Annotated in this window: 21 protein-coding genes; 5 read left to right on the top strand and 16 right to left on the bottom strand. The window is 40.5% G+C overall.

From position 1 onward, the window contains the following. Positions 1–32: 32 nt before the first annotated feature. Positions 33–584, top strand: coding sequence for a tetratricopeptide repeat protein (locus G6W43_RS00915; RefSeq protein ID WP_103617488.1), 552 nt, complete (start codon positions 33–35; stop codon positions 582–584). Positions 585–680: 96 nt separating this feature from the next. Here G6W43_RS00915 and G6W43_RS00910 read toward each other — a convergent pair whose 3' ends face one another. Both G6W43_RS00910 and prfB read right to left on the bottom strand, forming a co-directional pair. Further along, positions 681–917: a hypothetical protein gene (locus G6W43_RS00910; RefSeq protein WP_103617487.1), complete on the bottom strand. Its 237-nt coding sequence runs from the start codon at positions 915–917 to the stop codon at positions 681–683. 72 nt (positions 918–989) lie between these two features. Beyond that, the gene (gene prfB / locus G6W43_RS00905; RefSeq protein ID WP_103568484.1) at positions 990–2,090 is read right to left on the bottom strand and encodes a peptide chain release factor 2; all 1,101 of its coding nucleotides are present in this window, start codon (positions 2,088–2,090) and stop codon (positions 990–992) included. A gap of 120 nt (positions 2,091–2,210) precedes the next feature. Here prfB and panC point away from each other — a divergent pair, with 120 nt between their 5' ends. The 3 genes from panC to tilS are packed head-to-tail and all read left to right on the top strand — an operon-like array spanning position 2,211 to position 5,334. After that, entirely contained in the window at positions 2,211–3,032 is an 822-nt protein-coding gene (gene panC / locus G6W43_RS00900) for a pantoate--beta-alanine ligase (RefSeq protein ID WP_194168923.1), read from the top strand. Between the two features lie 2 nt (positions 3,033–3,034). Further along, positions 3,035–4,345 (top strand): 30S ribosomal protein S12 methylthiotransferase RimO, encoded by a 1,311-nt coding sequence (gene rimO / locus G6W43_RS00895; protein WP_148824803.1) that lies wholly within the window; start codon positions 3,035–3,037, stop codon positions 4,343–4,345. Then, on the top strand, positions 4,342–5,334 hold the full coding sequence (tilS, locus tag G6W43_RS00890; protein WP_148824804.1) for a tRNA lysidine(34) synthetase TilS: 993 nt from the start codon (positions 4,342–4,344) through the stop codon (positions 5,332–5,334). Before rimO ends, tilS begins: the two co-directional genes overlap by 4 nt. Positions 5,335–6,290: 956 nt before the next feature. Here tilS and G6W43_RS00885 read toward each other — a convergent pair. The 5 genes from G6W43_RS00885 to gmhB are packed head-to-tail and all read right to left on the bottom strand — an operon-like array spanning position 6,291 to position 10,144. Next, positions 6,291–6,686, bottom strand: coding sequence for an SseB family protein (locus G6W43_RS00885; RefSeq protein WP_194168937.1), 396 nt, complete (start codon positions 6,684–6,686; stop codon positions 6,291–6,293). 1 nt (position 6,687) lies between these two features. Next, complete coding sequence (gene gmhA / locus G6W43_RS00880; RefSeq protein ID WP_194168922.1) at positions 6,688–7,257, bottom strand: D-sedoheptulose 7-phosphate isomerase; 570 nt, start codon at positions 7,255–7,257, stop codon at positions 6,688–6,690. Further along, positions 7,232–8,650 (bottom strand): D-glycero-beta-D-manno-heptose-7-phosphate kinase, encoded by a 1,419-nt coding sequence (gene rfaE1 / locus G6W43_RS00875; protein ID WP_194168921.1) that lies wholly within the window; start codon positions 8,648–8,650, stop codon positions 7,232–7,234. The genes gmhA and rfaE1 overlap by 26 nt, the downstream gene beginning before the upstream one ends. Next, the gene (rfaD, locus tag G6W43_RS00870) at positions 8,643–9,632 is read right to left on the bottom strand and encodes an ADP-glyceromanno-heptose 6-epimerase (RefSeq protein ID WP_107790962.1); all 990 of its coding nucleotides are present in this window, start codon (positions 9,630–9,632) and stop codon (positions 8,643–8,645) included. The genes rfaE1 and rfaD overlap by 8 nt, the downstream gene beginning before the upstream one ends. Further along, positions 9,629–10,144: a D-glycero-beta-D-manno-heptose 1,7-bisphosphate 7-phosphatase gene (gene gmhB / locus G6W43_RS00865; protein WP_103614362.1), complete on the bottom strand. Its 516-nt coding sequence runs from the start codon at positions 10,142–10,144 to the stop codon at positions 9,629–9,631. Before gmhB ends, rfaD begins: the two co-directional genes overlap by 4 nt. A 92-nt stretch (positions 10,145–10,236) precedes the next feature. On the opposite strand from gmhB, the gene G6W43_RS00860 reads away from it, so the two are divergent. Further along, positions 10,237–10,539: a c-type cytochrome gene (locus G6W43_RS00860; RefSeq protein ID WP_009294052.1), complete on the top strand. Its 303-nt coding sequence runs from the start codon at positions 10,237–10,239 to the stop codon at positions 10,537–10,539. A 24-nt stretch (positions 10,540–10,563) separates the two neighbouring features. Here G6W43_RS00860 and G6W43_RS10560 read toward each other — a convergent pair whose 3' ends face one another. The 9 genes from G6W43_RS10560 to lptE form a co-directional block, all read right to left on the bottom strand. Next, positions 10,564–11,349 carry a hypothetical protein gene (locus tag G6W43_RS10560; RefSeq protein ID WP_242039992.1) on the bottom strand — a complete coding sequence of 262 codons (786 nt, stop codon included), beginning with the start codon at positions 11,347–11,349 and terminating at the stop codon, positions 10,564–10,566. Between the two features lie 31 nt (positions 11,350–11,380). Further along, positions 11,381–11,932, bottom strand: coding sequence for a serine O-acetyltransferase EpsC (epsC, locus tag G6W43_RS00850; RefSeq protein WP_009294053.1), 552 nt, complete (start codon positions 11,930–11,932; stop codon positions 11,381–11,383). Positions 11,933–11,936: 4 nt separating this feature from the next. Next, complete coding sequence (gene cysK / locus G6W43_RS00845; protein WP_002942128.1) at positions 11,937–12,842, bottom strand: cysteine synthase A; 906 nt, start codon at positions 12,840–12,842, stop codon at positions 11,937–11,939. Between the two features lie 93 nt (positions 12,843–12,935). Continuing rightward, complete coding sequence (locus tag G6W43_RS00840) at positions 12,936–13,604, bottom strand: endonuclease III domain-containing protein (RefSeq protein ID WP_194168920.1); 669 nt, start codon at positions 13,602–13,604, stop codon at positions 12,936–12,938. Continuing rightward, entirely contained in the window at positions 13,601–14,365 is a 765-nt protein-coding gene (locus G6W43_RS00835) for an ATP-binding protein (RefSeq protein ID WP_194168919.1), read from the bottom strand. Before G6W43_RS00835 ends, G6W43_RS00840 begins: the two co-directional genes overlap by 4 nt. Then, positions 14,362–17,307 (bottom strand): transcription-repair coupling factor, encoded by a 2,946-nt coding sequence (gene mfd / locus G6W43_RS00830; protein WP_194168918.1) that lies wholly within the window; start codon positions 17,305–17,307, stop codon positions 14,362–14,364. Before mfd ends, G6W43_RS00835 begins: the two co-directional genes overlap by 4 nt. Next, a complete protein-coding gene (locus G6W43_RS00825; protein WP_103617475.1) occupies positions 17,288–18,490 on the bottom strand; it encodes a glutamate ligase domain-containing protein in 1,203 nt (400 codons plus the stop codon). Before G6W43_RS00825 ends, mfd begins: the two co-directional genes overlap by 20 nt. Next, positions 18,487–20,061, bottom strand: coding sequence for a GGDEF domain-containing protein (locus G6W43_RS00820; protein ID WP_103594561.1), 1,575 nt, complete (start codon positions 20,059–20,061; stop codon positions 18,487–18,489). The genes G6W43_RS00825 and G6W43_RS00820 overlap by 4 nt, the downstream gene beginning before the upstream one ends. Continuing rightward, entirely contained in the window at positions 20,042–20,581 is a 540-nt protein-coding gene (lptE, locus tag G6W43_RS00815; protein WP_148824812.1) for an LPS assembly lipoprotein LptE, read from the bottom strand. Before lptE ends, G6W43_RS00820 begins: the two co-directional genes overlap by 20 nt. Position 20,582: the final 1 nt, after the last annotated feature.

The following is a 20,582-nucleotide window of genomic DNA, read 5'->3' as shown; positions in this document are numbered from 1 at the left end:
CGATAAAATCGCCTAAATTTTCAAGGACAAATATGAAAAAATTTATCATTTTTCTATTTAGTATTTTGCTATTTTGGGGCTGTTCAGCAGAGCAAATCTCGCAAAATTTAGGTCTTAGCCAGCCACCACTTGATCCTGAAGTAGAGCAGATAGCAGACGCCATCTATCTATATAACGAAGGCAACTACCAAAAAGCTTGCAAGAGATTTTACGACTACGCAAAAGATGGCAACGTCCTAGCCATGCAGCAAACTGGCGTTTGTTTTCGTGACGGCAAAGGCTTTAGCAAGGATATCTTAAGGGCACTTTTTTGGTTTGAGACAGCTGGCAGATACGGCAACATAGACGGACTAAGAAGCGCTGGATATATCTATGAGTACGGCCTTGTGGTCAATAAAAATTTAGAAAAAGCGATATATTTTTACGAAAAAGCCACAAGCCTTGGCTCAAGCGAGGCCAGCTATGATCTAGGGCTTATCTACCTAGGTAAAAATGACTATAAGAAAGCTAGAATTTATCTTGACGAGGCTTGCTACCATGGCAAAGAAGAAGCCTGCACAAAGCTAAAAGAGATGAAATTTTAGCTCTTAATTAGTTTCGACAGAATTTAGAGCCGAATACCCGATCAAAATCACACTTGCTATCATAAGAACAGATACAAAAATTCCCATTTTTATCCTTTATTTCTTTAACTCTTTTATCTCTTTTAATATCTTTTTAGACTTTGTATTGCCAAGTAATATCAAAATCAATAAAAGAGCTGCGCACATACAAACACTATAAAATTCTAGCTTGTCGGCATAGTCCTTATAGTGAGTAAAAATCCAACTTATAAGGCCAACCAAAATTGTAACAAAAATTCCTAGCCAAAATTTTAGCATGCCTAAGCGCTCTTTAGCCTCATCCAATTTTGGCATTCTCTTCCTTTTTATTTTTGAGTGATTATAGCATTTAACACATAAATTTAACAGCTAGCTATATTTTAGCTCCTACGCCTCAGCCTTTTGAGCGATCAAAACGCCCTCTATCATCTTTTTGATATCCCCATCAAGTATCGCGTCAGTTTGCGAGTATGCCTCGCCACTGCGGTTGTCTTTTACCTGCTGATATGGGAAAAGCACGTATGATCTTATCTGATGACCCCAGCCGATCTCGCTCTTTTCGACGCTGTTGCTAGCCTCTTGCTGCTTCATCAGCTCAAGCTCATAAAGGCGTGACTTTAGCATTTTCATCGCTGTGGCTCTGTTTTTGTGCTGACTGCGGTCATTTTGGCACTGCACGACGATGCCAGTTGGTATGTGCGTGATGCGGATGGCTGATTCAGTCTTATTTACGTGCTGACCGCCTGCGCCACTGGCTCTATAAGTGTCTATCTTTAGATCTTTCTCTTCGATCTCGATCTCTATATCATCATCTACTTCAGGGCTTACCATGACACTAGAAAAGCTCGTGTGACGGCGTCCTGCGCTATCAAATGGGCTTGTGCGAACGAGCCTGTGGATGCCATTTTCTGCCTTGAAATATCCATAAGCGTTTTCGCCTTTTACGATAAAACTCACATCCTTTAGCCCTGCCTCTTCGCCCTCTTGAAAGTCCAGAGTCTCGACCTTAAAGCCCTCACGCTCGCAAAATCTAAGATACATCCTATAAAGCATGCTCGCCCAGTCGTTACTCTCAGTGCCACCAGCTCCAGGGTGGATCGATACGATCGCGTTTTTGCCGTCATCTTCGCCACTTAAAAGCATAGAAATTTCTAAATTTACTATCTTTTCATCTAAATTTTTAGCATCTTCAAAGAGAGAATTTATAGTCTCCTCGTCATTTTCAGAATTTGCTAGCTCAAAGAGCTCTTTTGCGTCGCTAACTGCTTGATGAGCGTCACTAAATTTAGCAAGCATGTTTGAAATTTTTGTCTTTTCTTTATTTAGCGCCCCAGCTTTAGCGATATCTTGCCAAAAGTCAGGGTCTTGCTCGGTCGCCTCGATCTCTTTTAGCCTAGCCTTTATCTCGTCAGGCTTTACGATAGAGCCTATGTTTTCAACTTTTGTTTGTAGCTTCTTTAAAAGCTCGTTGTATTCGTAACTATCCAAGTTTTTCTCCATAAATTTTTGCCGATTTTAGCCAAAAGTTGCTTACATTTTTAAATTTACGCCCTTTTAATCCTTTTTTGTTACAATGCCAAGTTAAAATTTAGATAAAAAGAGTCAAATATGCAGATCATAAGAACTATAAAAGAACTTGAGGATTTCGTCTCAAACGCAAGCGGCAAGATCGGTTTTGTCCCGACAATGGGCGCACTTCATGACGGACACGTTAGCCTTATAAAAAAATGCGTGAGCGAAAATGAGATAAGCATCGTCTCAACTTTTGTTAATCCAACTCAATTTCTACCAGGCGAAGACCTGGAAAAATACCCAAGAAAAGAGCAAAGCGACATCCAAATTTGCGAGCAAAACGGCGTTAGCGCTATCTTCATCCCAAACGAAAATGAGCTTTACTTTGAAGATGAGCCGCTCATCGTCGCTCCAAAGAAGCTTTCGACCATTTTAGAGGGCAAAACTAGGCCAGGGCACTTTGACGGCGTCTTAAGAGTGTTAAATAAGCTATTTCGCCTAACTCGTGCAAATAGCGTCTACATGGGCAAAAAAGACACCCAGCAGCTCATCATCGTGCAAAACATGATAAAGACATTTTTCTTAAACATCGAGCTAGTTGCCTGCGATATCGTTAGAGAACCAGACGGCCTAGCACTTTCAAGCAGAAACGTCTATATCTGCGACGAAGATAAGTGCAACGCGCTAAGACTTTCAAGATCGCTAAATAAAGCACAAAATTTAATCCAAAATGGCGAAGAAGACGCGAGTGAGCTCAAGGCAAATATGCTTGAAGTTTTAGAGCCACTAAAGGTTGATTACGTTGCGGTTACGGATAGAAATTTAAATGAAATTTCAAAGGTAGAAAAAGGCAACACAATAATCTTAGTAGCCGCCTATGTTGGCAAAACTAGGCTAATAGACAACATCTGGATCTAAAAATGCCAAAACTTCATCTAATCTCGCTTGGTTGTAATAAAAATTTAGTTGATTCAGAGATCATGCTTGGGCGCTTGCAAAACTACGATATCACGGACGATATCAGCGACGCTGACGTCATCATCGTAAATACCTGCGGCTTTATCAAATCCGCCAAAGAAGAGAGCATCCAAACCATACTTGAGATGCATGAAGCTCGTAAAAATGGCTCTTTGCTGGTAGTGACTGGCTGTCTTATGCAGCGCTACAAAGATGAGCTAATAAAAGAGCTACCTGAGGTCGATCTCTTTACCGGCGTGGCTGATTATGACAAGATCGATGAGATCATCTTGAAAAAGCAAAATTTATTTAGCCCGCAAACTTATCTGCAGGCAAATGAAGAGCGCGTGATAACTGGCTCAAACTACCACGCCTACATCAAAATTTCAGAGGGCTGTAACCAAAAATGTAGTTTTTGCGCGATACCGACATTTAAGGGCAAACTAAAATCACGCTCGCTTGAAAACATCGTAAATGAGGTTAAAAATTTGGTCAAAAAAGGCTACTACGACTTTAGCTTTTTATCCCAAGACTCAAGCTCATACATGCGCGATCAGGGCGTTAGCGACGGGCTAATAAATTTAATAGACGAGATAGAAAAGATAGAAGGCGTAAGAAGTGCTAGGATACTTTATCTCTACCCAAGCACGACCAGCAAGGAGCTCATTTCGCGCATCATCGCTTCGCCTATCTTTCACAACTACTTTGACATGCCTATCCAGCACATCAGCGAAAATATGCTAAAGATAATGAAGCGCGGAAGTGGCGCTAAAAAGATAAAAGAGCTTTTAAATTTGATGAGAAATGCCAAAAATTCATTCTTGCGAACTGGCGTCATCGTGGGACACCCGGGCGAGAGCGAGGAGGATTTTGAGGAGCTTTGCGAGTTTTTAGAAGAGTTTAAATTTGATAGAATTTCCGCCTTTGCCTACTCAAAAGAAGAGGACACAGCCTCTTTTGAAATGGAGCAAATCCCAGCCAAAATCATCTCAAAAAGGCTAAGCAAGATAGAAAAGATCACCAAAAAAGCGATAAATGAGAGCTTGCAAAAAGAGCTTGGCAAGCAAATTTACGCATCGCTTGAGGGCATTAGCAGCGAGGGTGAGATGTTTTACGCTGCCAAAAAAGATATCTGGGACAAAGATATAGATGGCGAAATTTTGATCAATGAAAGCGACGTAAAAGAGCTTGAGATAGGCTCGCTCTACCTTTGTGAGGTCAGCGACGTGGTTGATCAAAAACTAGTCGCCACCATCATCAAAAAAGCAAAATGATAAGCCAAAATGTGCTTGATAGGCTAAGCTTGGGCGCAAACCTGCTTGCCTTCTCGCACGGCATCGATAGCACTGCACTTTTTTACATTTTGCAAGAAGCTGGGGTCAAGTTTGATCTAGCCATAGTCGATCACAACGTTAGAGAGCAGAGTAAATTTGAGGTTGAAAGCGCCAAAGAGCTTGCCAGTAAATTTGGTAAAAAAATCTACATAAAAAGCGTAAATTTAGATAAGTCAAATTTTGAAAAAAACGCGCGCGAAGCGAGATATGAGTTTTTTGGTGAGATTTGCCAAAAATTTGGTTATGAAAATTTGATCCTAGCGCATCAATTTGACGATAAATTTGAGTGGTTTTTGATGCAGCTTGGCAAGGGCGCTGGGCTAAAAGAGCTCTTTGGTATGAGCGAGCTTGAGAGGAGAAAGCACTTTTGGCTGGTTAGACCGCTTTTAAATTTACGCAAAAAAGAGCTTCAAAACTACCTTGACGAGCGAGGTTTGCGCTATTTTGTCGATGAGACAAATTTAGAAGGCAAGCTTAAAAGAAGCTTTGTGAGACTAAATTTTAGCGAGCCGTTTTTGGACGAGTATTTTAGTGGCGTGAAGAAAAGCTTTGAGTTTTTGGAGGCTGATAGACAAAATTTACTGCCAAATATTACAAAGATAGATGATGAAATTTTCATTATAAAAAATGATAGTAACGTGGTTCGGGGCGTCGATATGGCGGCAAAAGAGCTAAATGTGCTTTTAAGCAAGACTCAAAAATATGAGCTAAACGCAAATTTAGCAAAGCAAACAAGCGTGGTGCTAAGTGGCAAGATCGCCGTTGGATATGCTAATGAATTTATCTTAGTGACACCATTTTGCAAAGCCATAATGCCAAAAATATTTAAAGAAAAAGCTAGAATTTTAAAGCTACCAGCGATAAATAGAGGCTATTTATTTGTAAACGGCGTTCAAATAGAAAATCTTTCTAAATTTTTTAGCAAATAGAGCGTTTCAGGCTGTAAATTTGATCTGCCAAAGGCTAATTTTAAAATTTTTATCACCAAATTTTCTATAAATCTTAACAAGTCTGCAAAAATTTAAAATTTCTATCTGCAAATTTAATCTACAAAGATCAAATTTAAAACTAAATTTTGCTTCAATCCTTAAACTAGAGCACTCACTAACATTGGTATTTAGAGAAAAACTGAAAATTTGGTTTTAGCTATTTTTCTCTAACATAAACTGCTTTTGCATTTAAATTTAGAGTATTACGATATTCACACTAAAGCGTTAAGTCTGCAAAATTTAAAATTTCTATCGGTAAATTTATTTATTTTTATTTTATTGCAACTATTTTTGGGCTTAAATTTAGCTACAAATTTGATCTAAAAAGTCAATTTTAAAGCCTTAAGCAGCAAATTTACTCAAGCTCTCAAGTAAATGCCCGCTTTAATCTTGGCAAATGTGGCACTAAACCTGCAAATTTTCTATACTAAAAGTCAAATTTAATCTATCAAGAGCCAAATTTAGGGCAATAACTAATAAATTTAACTTTATGGCTGCTTTAAATTGCAACCGCGCACCACAACAACAAAAACCATCTGTGATATAAATTTTTCAAGCAATAAAACTCTAAATTAATCCACATATCTTTGTTACAAGATAGCCGCCGATCTTCAGACTTAAATTTAAATCTTTTGGCTTTAATGTCGTATATTAAATTTAATTTTGCTACTAATAACAAAGATATATGAAACCAAATTTTATAAACGAGGTAGTGAAATTAAATTTAGCTCATCTACAATATCAATTTTAATAAATGCGTCCAAAAAGCCAAATTCATAGATCACAGCAAAAGCCAGCCCATAAAACAAATTTAAATAGACCAGCAACTCAAAATCTACCTCATCAAAGCCGTATGCATAAAATAATACGTAAAATTTTATAAATTTTATTACGCACTAGGCTAGAATTTTTTCTATAAGCTCTCTTTTTAGCACGAAGTCATAGCTAAAAGCATCCACCACGACGCCAGCATAACTGCTCTCTTTTAGCATCGCAAGATACTCTTTTAACCCTATCTCAATGCTCTCTTGCTCGCTGTCGTTTCGCCAAAGCTTCATCGCCTCTTTGCTTGTAAATGCCGGAAAATAGCTAAGCTTCTCGCCCTCATCTTCAAGTAGGATAAATTTGATATTTGAGCCCTCCTCCTCATAAACTACGCCGCCATCAGGCTTTGCGAGCGCTTGGTTTAAAAGCACCGGAGCAAAAAAAGTAGCCTTTTTTAAAGCCGATATCAAATTTATCTCATTTTGCTGGCAAGGATCACTTAAAAATTTATCCATCGCTTCTTGCATTTTAGCCCCTAAAAGCCTCATCTACGGCCTGGCAGATCGTGTGTATAAAAAATATGTGCGACTCTTGAATTCTTGCAGTATCGCTTGAGCCAACGACTAAATTTAGGTCACACCCTTCATTCATCGCGCCGCCACCTTTACCACTAAGTCCAAGCACTGATACGCCCATTTTCTTGGCACTTTTTATAGCTTCAAGGATATTTTTGCTGTTGCCACTCGTTGAGATCGCTACGAGCAAGTCGCCAGAGCGAGCTAAGGCCTCAAACTGGCGTGAGAAAACATAGTCAAAGCCGTAGTCGTTACCAATGGCCGTAAGTGCCGAAGTATCAGTAGTTAGCGCGATGCCAGGGAGCGCTTGACGCTCGCTTTTATATCTGCCAGTTAGCTCGGCTGCAAAGTGCTGAGCGTCCGCCGCAGAGCCGCCGTTACCGCATATTAGCACCTTTTTGCCATTTTTTAGCGTATCAGCCACCATCTGGCAAGCACGCTCCAAGCTACCTATCAAATTTACATGCTCGTTAAAGGTCTTTTGGTGAGCCTCGAGCTCATTTTTTATCATCGTTTTTAGCATCTTTTATCCTTTTTATTATCCCTGTTGTGCTTTTGCCCTCGACAAAGTCAATCAGCCTGACCTCTTTTACGATCTGGCTGCCAACGACCTCTTTGCCCTTGTAGTCAGCCCCTTTTACAAGCACGTCAGGCTTTATCTTTGTTATTAAATTTAATGGCGTATCCTCATCAAATATCACGACATAATCTACAAATCCAAGCCCACTTAGCACGCAGGCTCTATCATCTTGCGAGTTTATAGGTCTAGCCTCGCCTTTTAGTCTCTTAACTGAAGTATCCGAGTTTAGCCCGACAACCAAAAGATCGCCAAGCTCCCTTGCGCGCGCTAGGTATTTTACGTGTCCAGCGTGCAAGATATCAAAGCAGCCATTTGTGAAAACGACCTTTTTCTTGCCCTTTTGGCTCAAAATTTCCTCTAACTCCTCGACGCTTTTAAGCTTGTGCTCGAAATTTGCCCCAAATGAGCTATTCAGCAGCTGTTCGATCTCGCTAAAGCTAGCCGTTGCGCTACCTATCTTTGCCACGACGACGGCTGCTGCGAGGTTTGCTATCTTTATCGCCTCTTTTATATCAGCCCCATTTGCTAGCATGTAGCCAAGTGACGCTAGCACCGTATCTCCAGCGCCAGTGACGTCAAAGACCTCTTTTGCTTTTGCCGCAAAGATGTGCAGCCTGTCGTCATATAGCGCGATGCCCTCTTCTGAGATCGTGATGATCGAATAGGTCAAATTTAGCTCGTCTTTTAGCTGTTTTATCGCCTTTTCAAGCTCGGCCTTGTCTTTTATCTTTAAATTTGTAGCCTCGCTCGCCTCTTTTTTATTTGGCGTTAGAAGGGTTGCGTTTTTATACTTTGAGTAGTCGCTGCCTTTTGGGTCTATGAGCACTGGGATATTTAGCCTCACGCACTCGTTTATGATCTCTTGGCAGACCTTTTCGCTAAGCACGCCTTTGCCGTAGTCGCTTAGCAAGACGGCCTTAAAATTTGCAAGATTTTCTTTGACCTTTAAGACAAGCTCATCTTCTAAATTTATCTTGACAACACTCTCTTTATCGATCCTGACAACTTGCTGATGAGATGCCATGATGCGGCTTTTTATCGAGCTCTCACGCCCTTTTTCAGTAAGGATGAGCTCATCTTTTACATTTAGCTCAGCAAGCTTCTCTTTTATCTTTTTGCCAGCCTCATCATCACCTAAGACGCTAGCCACGCTCACATTTGCGCCAAGAGAGAGTAAATTTCTCACCACATTGCCAGCGCCACCAAGTGTGTAGGTTTCGTTATTTATCTTTACAACTTGCACTGGGGCTTCAGGCGATATGCGCTCACAACTGCCCCAGATATAGTGGTCCAGCATGAGATCGCCGACGACTAAAATTTTAACTCTCTTAGCCATTTATCTCTTCCTTATAAATTCTCTTTATCTCTGGCAAGTAGTCTTTTATCGCCTCTTCTAAGCTCCAAGTCGCGCTAAAGCCAAATGCCTCACGAGCTGGGGCTACGTCGGCCTCTGTGTGAAATTGATATGAGCCGATAAATGGGTTTTTGATATATTCGTTGCCTAAATTTACGCCGATCTCACGCTGCAAGATGTCAGCGATATCTTGAAAGCTTCTAGCCTTGCCAGTAGCTGCGTTATAAACGCCACTTGGCGCGTCAAGCGCTTTTATGTTTGCCTCAATGATATCTTTTATATAGACAAAGTCGCGTTTGATCTGGTCGCTACCCTCAAAGAGCCTTGGGGTCTTGCCAGCTAAAATTTGCAAGCCAAACTGAAGCACCATCGAGGCGGTTTTATTTTTGAAAAACTCGCCCTTGCCAAAGACGTTAAAATACCTCAGCCCAACCACGCTCACGCCGCGCTTTGCGTAAATTTTATTGATATTATCCATGCTTAGCTTGCTAAAGCCATAGACGTTATTTGGCGCTTCGCACTCGCCAACGGTTTGCGGGCTCTTTGCGTTGCCATAAGTCGCCCCTGAGCTAGCGTAGATCATCTTTGCGCCCAAACTCTCGCAGATGTCAAGCAAATTTACAAAGGCATTTACATTTGTTTTTATTAGCTCGTCTTGCTCTTTTACGGTCGTGTCCGAGATCGCTGCCTCGTGGTAGATGACGTCTGGACGAAAACTTTTTATCTTCTCAAGCGTGCTAGGATCGTTGATATCGCCAGCGTAAATTTCACCCTTAAAGCCAAGTAAATTTTTAAAATGTCCAAAGCTTTTTAGGTTGCCATTGCTAAATGTCTCGTCGTTTCTAAATTTATCCACGACAAGCACGTGAGCGTCTTTATAGTTTTCATCAAAATAGTGCGCCAAAGCTGAGCCGATAAAGCCAGCGCCGCCAGTTATAACTATCTTTTTTCCGTTTAAATTCATAGTGATTTTTCCTTTTTTAGCTTATTTAAAACATCTCTTACATCTTTAAAATTTATGCCATCAAGCAAGAAATTTCTGCCCACACCCGCTCTTTTACCAGCCTCGACGTCGCTTGGCTTATCGCCTATCATGAGCGAGTTTTCAAGGTCGATGCTAAACTCTTTGCAAGCATCAAGTATCATTTTTGGATTTGGCTTTCTGCAGGTGCATTTTTGCTCTGGAGCGTGCGGGCAAAAATAGACTTTGGTGATAAAAATCTGCTCTTTTTTAAAGCTTTCAAGCATAAATTTGTTTAGAGCGTCAAACTGCTCCTGCGTGTAGTAGCCCCTGCCGATGCCTGATTGATTTGTCACGACAAAGAGCTTATAGCCAGCCTTAGCAAATTCTCTTAGCGCATCAAAAATGCCATCAATAAATTTAAAGTCTTTGATCTCGCAAACATATCCAGCGTCTTCATTTATGACGCCGTCTCGGTCTAAAAAAAGTGCTTTGTTGGCTGTTTCTTTTATCATTTGGTGATTATAGCCAAAATATTTTAACCCGCCCCTTGCAAATTTACATTTTTGTATTATAATGCCGGCACGTTTTTTAAAAAGGATGACAAATGAAAAAACTACTAATCGTTTCAAGTGTTGCAGCTCTACTTTCAACTGCTGCTTTCGCTGCAGATGGCGCTACAATCTATAAAAAATGCGTTGCCTGTCATGGCGCTAAAGCTGAAAAAGTTTTCAATAACAAAGTCCCAGCTTTAACATCACTTGACGCAGCAGCTATCGAAGCAGCTCTAAAAGGCTACAAAACAGGAGCAAATAAATTTGGTCTTGGTGCTATGATGAAACCTATCGCTACTCCAATGAGCGATGAAGATGCAAAAGCAGTAGCTGAATACATCCAAACTTTAAAATAATCACAGGGGCGCTCGCCCCTTTTTCTACAAATTCAAACTCACACCAAATTTCAAAAGCTCTTTTGGCAGATAGTCATCTAAATTGCCGATCTTATCGTTATCTATCTCTATTAAATTTAAATTGTATTTTTTATAAAGCTCTATCTTTTTCTCTTTTCTTTTTAGATATGCCTCATCATCTTCATATCCCAAAAATTCTATATAAATCTTGCCTTTTGGTATGTAAAAATCACAATATATATCCTCTTTTATCGGCACTCTTTTTTCATAAGCCATACCCTCAGCAAAAAGCCAGTTTGCTATAACTAGCTCTGCCCTACTTCTTACATAGTGACCGTCATTAGTTCTATAGTCTGCCTTAAATTTCTCTCTAAAGTCTTCTTTTTGCTCTTTTTTGCTAGATTTTTCGCTAGCTTTTACTATCTCGTTTATGAAATTTTCATTACAAAGTAGCCTCTCGTCCCACCTAACACTTGCTTTGCCCATGTAGAAATTTTGCATGCCGCCATAGTATCTGCCAACATCTGTCACGTTGTAGCCGTTGTCACATTTTTTTATGAAGCCCAAATTTAACAAAACCTCATTTACATCTTTTGCGTTTTTGCCAAATTTTTTTGCTATCTCTTTTGCACTAAACGTATCAGCTATATTTCTTTGGTTAAATTTTACGTAAGATTTTTGATGTAGCTTTCGCCTAATAAATTTTGTTATCAAATTTATTAAAATGACAAATATTATAATAGGCAGTGCAAAGCTAAAAAACGCTGGCAACATTATGGATAGTAAATTTGCCGTATCAAAAATTTGCATTTTTATAGTGCAGTGGGAGTAAATTTAAATTTTAAATGATAAATTCTGGCTCAAATTTTGTCCCATTTACCCTGACAACTCTTGCTGGTATGCCAACGACAGTTGCGTTTGCTGGGACGTTTTTTAGCACAACCGAGTTTGCACCGATCTTAGCATTTTCACCGATCGTTATAGCACCAAGTATCTTTGAGCCAGCGGCGATAGTCACGCCATTTTTAATGGTTGGATGGCGCTTGCCACACTCTTTGCCAGTGCCGCCAAGTGTCACTTGATGATACATCATCACATCATCACCGACCTCAGCCGTCTCGCCGATAACCACGCCCATGCCGTGATCTATGAAAAATCTCCTACCAATCTTTGCCCCTGGGTGGATCTCGATGCCTGTTAGAAATCTTGCTATTTGCGAGATGAGTCTAGCTAGAAAAAACCACTTTTTCTCATATAAAAAATGAGAAATTTTGTGAAATAAAACCGCATGGATGCCAGGAGTGTTTATAAGTATCGCCAAAAAGCAACAACTATGCACCGATGGGTCTTTTTCGCGGACGGTTTGAACTAGCTCTTTTAGACTCTCCCACATATTTTTACGCTCCGTAAAGCTCTGTACTTAGGTATCTCTCGCCGTTATCTGGAGCTATGAAAAGCACTTTTTTTCCAGCGCCAAGTCTTTTAGCCACTCTTTTTGCAGCCACGTAAGAAGCGCCGCCACTTATGCCTATCATCAAGCCATCGCTCTTTGCGATCGCTCTAGCTGCGTTTAGTGCGTCATCGTTGCTTACTTTTTCTACTTCGCTAACTAGGCTCATATCCATTGTATTTGGCAAAAATCCAGCTCCGATGCCTTGAATTTTATGTGGTCCTGGGTTGCCGCCACTTAAAACTGGTGATGCTTCAGGCTCTACTGCGATGATCTTAGTGTCATAGCCTTTTTCTTTTAGAACCTTTGCCACGCCGCTTATCGTGCCGCCTGTGCCAACGCCTGCTACAAAGGCATCAAGCTTGCTAAAATCAGCCACGATCTCAGCAGCTGTTGTTAGCTCGTGAGCTTGTGGGTTATACTTGTTTTCAAACTGGCTTAGCATTACGTGATTTGGCTGAGCAGCTAGCTCAGTAGCTCTTGCGATCGCTGCTTTCATACCGCCAGCTGCAGGAGTTAGCTCAAGATGAGCGCCATAAGCTGCAACGATCTTGCGTCTTTCGATACTCATGCTCTCAGGCATGCAAAGGATCACTTTAAAGCCAAGTGCAGCACCGCACATAGCTACGCCGATACCTGTATTTCCGCTTGTTGGCTCAACGATAGTGTCGCCATGTTTTAGCGTGCCATCAGCTAACATTTTTGTGATCATATTAAATGCGATCCTATCTTTTACAGAGCCGCCTGGGTTAAAAAACTCTAATTTTACGTAAATTTCAGCCTCGTCAGCACCTGTTTTAACCTTTACGATAGGTGTATTACCGATCGTTTTTACGATGTTATCGTAGATCATCACTTCTCCTAAAATAAATTTCTCGTAAATTTAGCATAGAATTTAAAATAAAACATAAAAAGTCCTAATTTACGCTAAATTTAAAATAAAAATTTAATTTTTAATGCTATCAAGCACCTCTTGTCCGCTTTGGCTTAAAATTTTACCTTTGAAATTTTCCTTGCAAAACTCCAAAATAAGCGCATGATAGAGCTTTAAAATTTCAACCTCGTCAAATTTCTCGCTATCAAGAAATTTATAAATTTCATCATAATCAAGCGAGCTAAACCACTCAGCCGCCTCGTCGTAGCTCTCAAAAATGTAGTCAAAATACGCCATTATCCTAAGCGCATAAGCATCAACGACCATATATGGCTTGCCGCAAGCATAAGCAAGTATCGCATCGCAAGTCTCTGCGCCAACGCCTTTTACGCTTATGAGCCACTCGCGGCTTGCGTTTTCTTTGAAATTTTCAAAGCTCTCAAATTCATTTTTTATAGCTAGGCAAAGCGTCTTTAGCCGTTTTGCCTTTGTGTTGTAAAAGCCACTTGGCTTTATGAGCGTGGCAAGCTCGCTGTTTTCAAGCTCGCAAATGCCTTGCAGGCTATCTTTGCCTGCTTTTTTTAGATTAGCTAGAGCTTTTTCTACATTTTTCCAGTTGGTATTTTGCACCAAAATAGCGCCCAAAATGACCTCAAAAGTGCCCTCACCTGGCCATTTTAGATCATCAAAATTTCTACTTTTGTGATTTAGCAGAGCTAAAAACAGATCAGTTGATCTCATTTGAAATTTTCTTTAAATGTTAGATAAAACTGCTTTGCCGTCCTGCCACTTCTGCTAGCTCTTAGGGTAGCGAAATTTTTAGCAAGCGTATGAAGCTCATCTTTGTCGCCAGTGTAGTCTTTAAAGTAAAAATCAACCATTTTTAAATACTCATCGTAGTTGCCTTGATAAAAGCTGATCCAAAGGCCAAAGCGGTCCGAGAGCGAAATTTTCTCCTGAGTAGCGTCGCTGTAGTGAATTTCGCCGTCTATTAGCTCTGAGTTTTCATTTTCGCTTTTAAACTCGCTTATTAGGTGGCGGCGGTTTGAAGTGGCGTATAAAAGGACGTTTTTAGGCGGTTTTTGGATCGAGCCATCCATGATAGGCTTTAGAAATTTATACTCATTGCTGCCATTTTCAAAGCTTAGGTCGTCACAAAAAATGATAAATTTAAACTCACTTTTTCTGATCTCATCGATGATGTCGCCAAGATATTTTAGATCCTCGCAGCCAATCTCGATGATGCGAAGTCCCTCTTTATAAAATTTAGTAAAAACAGCCCTTACAAGGCTTGACTTACCACATCCTCTCTCACCCCAAAGAAGCACGTGATTTGCCTCATCGCCCGCTATAAAATTTCTAGTATTTTTTAGCAAAATTTCTTTTTGTTTCTCTAGTCCATAAAGTGAGTCGATATCGACAAAATCGATATCCTCAACTGGCTTTAACATCCCTTTTGTGCTCTTATAAATCGCTGCGTATTTCACACCCCAATCTATCATTTCTTATCCTTTCTTAGATAGACCAAAATTTCAGCCAAAACATCGTCATCGTCCTTGCTACGTGACTTTAGCCTGATCTTCTCGTCATCATTTTTTGTTATTAGTATATTTTGTTCGCTGTTTGAGATCGTCTTTATGCCAGCTTTTAGAGCTAAAATTTTGATGATGATAAGGTCTAAAAACTGCTTTGTAAATGTATCTATCTTGCCAAATCTATCCTCAAGCTCGCTTTGTATCCCATAGACCTCAGCGACCTCTTTACACTTGCTAAGGCGCCTGTAAATTTCAAGCCTTAGCCTATCTTCTCTTATAAATTCTTGATTTAAAAAGGCGCTCACACTAAGCTTTAGATCGATCTTGTCAAGCTTTGCGGAGTCTTGATTAAGAAGCTTGTTTATCTCATCTTCTAGCATCTTTAGATATAGCGAGTAGCCGATAGCCTCGATGTGACCGCTTTGCGCCTCGCCTATGATGTTACCGCCACCTCTTATCTCAAGGTCGTGATAGGCTAGCACCGAGCCAGCGCCCAAAAATGAGTTGCCTTCAAGTGCGACAAGTCGTTTTAGAGCGTCTCTGCTAATGGCATCTTTATCCTCCACCAAGAAGTAGCAATAAGCCTGCTTGTCGCTTCTGCCCACGCGACCACGCAGCTGGTGCAGATCAGCCATGCCAAATTTATTAGCATTTTCTACGATTATAGTGTTTGCATTTGGCAGGTGGATGCCGCTTTCAACGATGCTGGTGCAAAGCAGCAAGTCATATTCGCCCCGCTCAAATTTCATCATCTCATCTTCAGCGACTTTCGCATTTATCTTTGAGTGAAGTATCAAAATTCTAAGCTTTGGCAAAATTTTTCTTAACTCATTTGCTGTCTGCTCGATGTCTGCGATGTGGTTGTGGATGTAAAAGGTCTGCCCGCCGCGTCTTAGCTCACGCATGATAGCCTCTTTGACGACCTTTTCGTCCCACTCTCTCACGCTCGTTCTCACATCCAGCCTCGAGCTTGGCGGAGTGGCTAAAATGCTATATGTTTTTATCTTGCTAAGCGCCATATTTAGGCTTCTTGGTATCGGCGTGGCGCTCATACTTAAGATGTGTGAGTGCTGAGAAATTTCTTTTAGCTGCTCTTTTTGCTTGACGCCAAATTTATGCTCCTCATCAACAACGATAAGCCCTAAATTTTCAGCCTTTACGCCAAGAAGCGCATGCGTACCCACGCAAACTATGGGCTCATTTTCTTTTAGTGCTTTTTGCAAGCTTGATTTTTCTTTGGCACTTGAGAAGCGATCCAGCCTAAAGACCTTTATGCCAAATTTGCTAAATCTCTGGCTTAACGTCTTGTAGTGCTGCGAGCTAAGAAGCGTCGTTGGCACAAAGAAAAATGCGCTAAAGCCTGACTTTATGCAGGTAAATATGGCATTCATCGCAACTTCGGTCTTGCCAAAGCCTACGTCGCCACTAAGCAGCCTATCCATCACCTTGCCGCTTTTTAGCTCATCTTTTATATCATTTACCGCTTTTTGCTGATCATTCGTGTATGAAAAGCCAGCGTCTTGGACGAAATTTAGATAAGAGATATCCTCTTTTTGTAAAATTTTACCAGCGATTAGCTCCCTTTTTGCCGCCATCGCTACGATCTTTGAGGCGATCGCGAAGAGTTTTTCTCTAACCTTCTCTTTTATCTTGGCAAAATTTGCCTTGCCTAAGCGATCAAGCACCGCCATAGAGCCATTTTGAGCGATGTAGCGATCTATCAAATTTAGATGTTCAACCGGCAAAAGAAGCTTGTCATCATTTTGGTAGGCAATTACTACAAATTCTTTCGTAGCACCCAAAACCTTGATCTTTTCAAGCCCCAAAAAACGGCCTATACCATAATCTTCATGCACGACGTAGTCATTTACTTTTAGCTCATCGACCACGAGGCTTGAGCGTTTAACTCGCCTTTTTTTCTCAAATTTATTTAGAGAGACTACGATCTTGTCGCTTGAGGTTAAATTTACCACAAGGGGCGAAATTTCAAGCTTTACGTTGGCAAAGCCATCAAGCTCATAGCCCTTAAAAAGCCCCTCATTTCTTGAAAGAACGGTTATGCTTTTGCTTTTGTTTAGCTCAAAAAAGTCAAAATTTAAAGTAACTTCTAGATCTTTATAGACCTTTGGCTCAGGCAAAATTTCAATGTCCTTAAATTTCTCCTCAGGCGCATCATAAATTTCAAAATCGATCTTTTTAACAAGCTTTGAGTCAAATTCTTTCAAGTAGTCGCTAAAGCTATCTATCGCCCAAAATCCAAGTGAATTTAGATCGCTCACCAAAGCGTCGCTTTGCATATCCTCGATCTTTTGGCTAACCTTTTCAAACTCATCTTTGCTCAAATTTGCGATAAATGGCACGATCTCGGCTTCGCTTAGCTCAGCTTTATTGCTAATTTGCGTGGCGGTGTTGTAGTTTCTAATGCTCTCCACCTCATCGCCAAAGAGTAAAATTCTAACAGGATCGTCCATATTTACGCCGTAAATGTCGATCACTTCGCCGCGTATGCTAAACTCGCCAACGCTCTCAACGATATCGACGCACTCGTAGCCAAAGCGTATGAGCAAGTCGGCAAATTCGTTTAAATTTAGATTGTCTTTTAGCTTGATCGTTGAGCTTTCTAGGTTTTTTTGCGTTGGAAGTGGGTTTAAAAGCGTGCTAAATGGGCTTATGATGATCTTTTTGCCATCAAATTTATAGTATTTGCTAAGAACTGATGAAATTTCAAAGAGCTCTTCGTTAAAGCTTCTTAGATCATCGCCTTTTTTAGCTCTAAAATCAGGTAGTTTAAATGCGCTAAAGCCAGCAAAACTGGCCGCATCAGCGCAAAGTGCCGCCTCTTTGTCATCTTCGCAGATGATAATTTGTGGGGCGTGCGTTAAAAGATACTCATAGACCTTTGCTTGCATAGTACTCTTTTAAAAAGGCTTCAGCTAGGTGAAACGAGCCAAATGCTAGGTAAATTTTGCCGTTTTTTGCCTCTTTTATATCATTCATATCGCTTGGCTCAAACTCTCTATGCGAAATTTCAAGCTCGTTTAGCGCTTTGTTTATGAGCTCTCCGCCAAGCTCCCTGCCCTCGCAGTGGTAGTGATAAAGCAGCACGCCATCAATAACTGGCTTAAGAGCTGCCAAAACCGCCTTGAAATCTTTATCCAAAAATGAGTTATAAACTAGCGTTAGCTTCTTGCCGCTAAACTCTTCTTGGCTAAATTTCTTAGCCACAGCCTTTGCACCAAGCTCGTTGTGACCGACATCCACATATAAATTTAAAGCGATCTTTTCGCATCTGCCTCGAAGCGATAAAGCGCCAAGCCTTTTGATATCTATGCTGCTATCTAAAATTTTAGCTGCGGCGTAGGCTAGAGTTAAATTTGAGCGCAAAAACTCTGGAAGATTAAATTTATCTGCGTAGTTCGCGATCTCGTTTAAATTTTCTTTGGTTAAAATTTCTCTTGGAAAGCTCAGAGTTGCGCCTTTTTCGCTTGCGATCTCTTTTGCGATAGCCACACTTATCTCGTTCATCTCATCATTTAAAATAGTTCTTTTGCTCATGGCTTCAAATTTCGTGCGTGAAATTTCTTCTAAGCTATTGCCTAATATCGCCGTGTGGTCAAAGCCGATCGGAGTAAAGATACTTAGCTCTTTTTCAAAGACATTTGTCGCATCCAGCACGCCGCCCATGCCAGCCTCGCAGACAAAGTAGTCACAACCCTCAAAAAGCACCGCAGAAAGCAGCGTCATATACTCAAAATAGCTCGTTTTTATCTTGTACTCGTCGCTTAAAAGAGCTTGCAAACGCTCGTGAGCAGCCTCCAAAATTTCATCACTAGCGACCTCGCCATTTAGCCAAAATCGCTCATTAAATTTAAATATATGTGGGCTTGTGTAGTGGCCTACTTTTGCACCATTTTGGCTTAAAATTTGTGCTAAAAAGCGGCCTGTGCTACCTTTGCCATTTGTGCCGATGATGTGGATTATCTTAAAAGGTTTTAGATGACCTTTGATCGTATCATAAGCCCTTATGATCCTACCATAGTCGATCTCTTTGTAGTAAAGTGGCTTGCCATCAAGAAATTTAGCTAGGCTCATTTTTCCTCGATTATCTTTGGCATGACTTGGTTTCTGCCGCCCTCTTTTGAAAGATAGAGCATCTTATCAGCGCCCTCAAGTGTCATCGTGTCACTTAAATTTGCACTTCTTGTCGCCACACCAGAGCTAATGGTAACTTTGATACGCTCGTTTTTATAGATAAATTTGAAATTTTCTATCATACTTCTTAGCTTCTCGCCAAATCTAACACCATCTTTTAGGCTTGTACTTGGTAGCAAAATGACAAATTCCTCGCCGCCATATCTACCGACAAAATCAACCTTTCTAGCATTTTTCTTAAGCACCTGAGCCACGGCTGAAAGGATCACGTCGCCAGCCTCGTGTCCGTAGGTGTCATTTATCTTTTTAAAGAAATCAATATCAACAAAGCAGATCGAATAGTCCGTGCCGTAACGCTTATAAGCCTCTTCGATACGCTGAATTTCACTCATCAAAGCTCTTTTTGTAGCCACTTTTGTCAAAAAGTCCTCTTTGCTCTCAAGCTTAGCAGCTTCAAGCTCTTTTTCTAGGCTTGTGACCCTGTTTTGAAGCTCAGAAATGGTCGCTTGCTTGCTGTTCATCTCAAGGCCAAGCTCCTTGCTCTCGATCTCAAGCGCACCTGCGATCTCGATAAGCATGCTCTTTACATGATCGATGCTATTCTCATTTAAATTTACCTTTTTAAGGTCGTTTTTGATACTTTGCGCCTTAGCTGAGCTACTTTTTGAGCTAGCTGCGATGTCAGAAATTCTATCGCCTATGTTTTGCAAGATGTTATTTATCGAGCCCACTTTTTCGATGATCTCGCTTCTATCCTCTTCTATCCTGCGATCAACAAAGGTCTTTATCTTATCTTGAATTTCTTTGCTATTTAGGCTTTGTGGATTTTGCTTCAAAACGCTTCTAATGCTGCTAAGCTCTTCGCCAAGCTCCTTTGTGATAGAAGGCTCAAGCGCAAAATTTAAAAGCTCCACTAAAGCATTTTCTTCTGCATTTTCATTTTTTTGAGATAAGAATTTCTCAAGCTCAGCGCTCATAGTCTTTAGATCGTCAAAGTCTCTCACGCCGTAATATTTCAAAAAGTCCAAAAATTCAGCATCGTAAGAGCTTACAAAGTCAAACCATTTAAGGCACATCTCTTCAAGATTTTTCTCATCATATCTTCTAGCAAGTAGCTGCATGCCCTGCTCTGCTAGAGCTTTTGCATCTTTGTTGTGAAGCATAGAGATAGCTTGGAGGATTCTTCTTGCAAAGGCGTTTAGTGACTTTAACTTTTTATCATCAACCACTTGTGCTGTGCCATTTTTAGCACCATGAGAGAGCCTAGCGGTCATAAAAGCTACAAACTCATCGACCGTTTTTATATGAAGGCTTATAGCTTGCGCTTTATAGTCATCACCAAGCCTTGAGATATATTTTTCTATCTTTTTGCTCTCTTCGGTAGTAAAGCCATATTTTTTAGAAATTTCATTATAAACTTCGGTGTAATTTTCTGGCGTTAGCATCAAATGGCGATCTTTTATCTCGCTCAAGGCTTCCTTGACTATTTGACTAACGGTTACTGCTGCCATTTTTATATCCTTTTACAGCTAAATTTGCGATGTACTCATCAAATGCCTCTTTTGAGGCCTCTTTTATAGCTTCATACTTTTGAGTATCGCTAATGACGCTATCTGCGTATCTTACGCTCTTTTGACGTCTTGCCACACTAAAATCATACTCGCCAGTAGCAGGTATATCTATGACACGACCATCTTTAAATTTGGTTTCATAGTTTAGAGTTAAAAGAGCTTTATAAGATGTGATATAGCCATATTCATCATAGATGATCGCCTCGTAATTTAAACTTTTTACCGAAACTATTATCGAAGTATCCGCGCTATCTTTGCTTGATAGTGATTTATGCAGCCTTGCGACCATGCCCTCTTTTACTGCATCTTTTATCCAGACACTATTTTTTGGCTCTTCTTTGCTGATGATAACATCAACATAAACTCTATCTCCAACCAAATCCTGCGAGATCTTTGAAACTGGTTTATAGCCACATCCGCAGATAAATATAGCAATAAAAAACGCTAAAAAATATCTCAAA

It is taken from the genome of Campylobacter concisus, assembly GCF_015229965.1.
Lineage (GTDB): Bacteria > Campylobacterota > Campylobacteria > Campylobacterales > Campylobacteraceae > Campylobacter_A > Campylobacter_A concisus_BD.
Note: the sequence above shows the minus strand (reverse complement) of the source record. Positions and strands in the feature narration are given on the sequence as shown.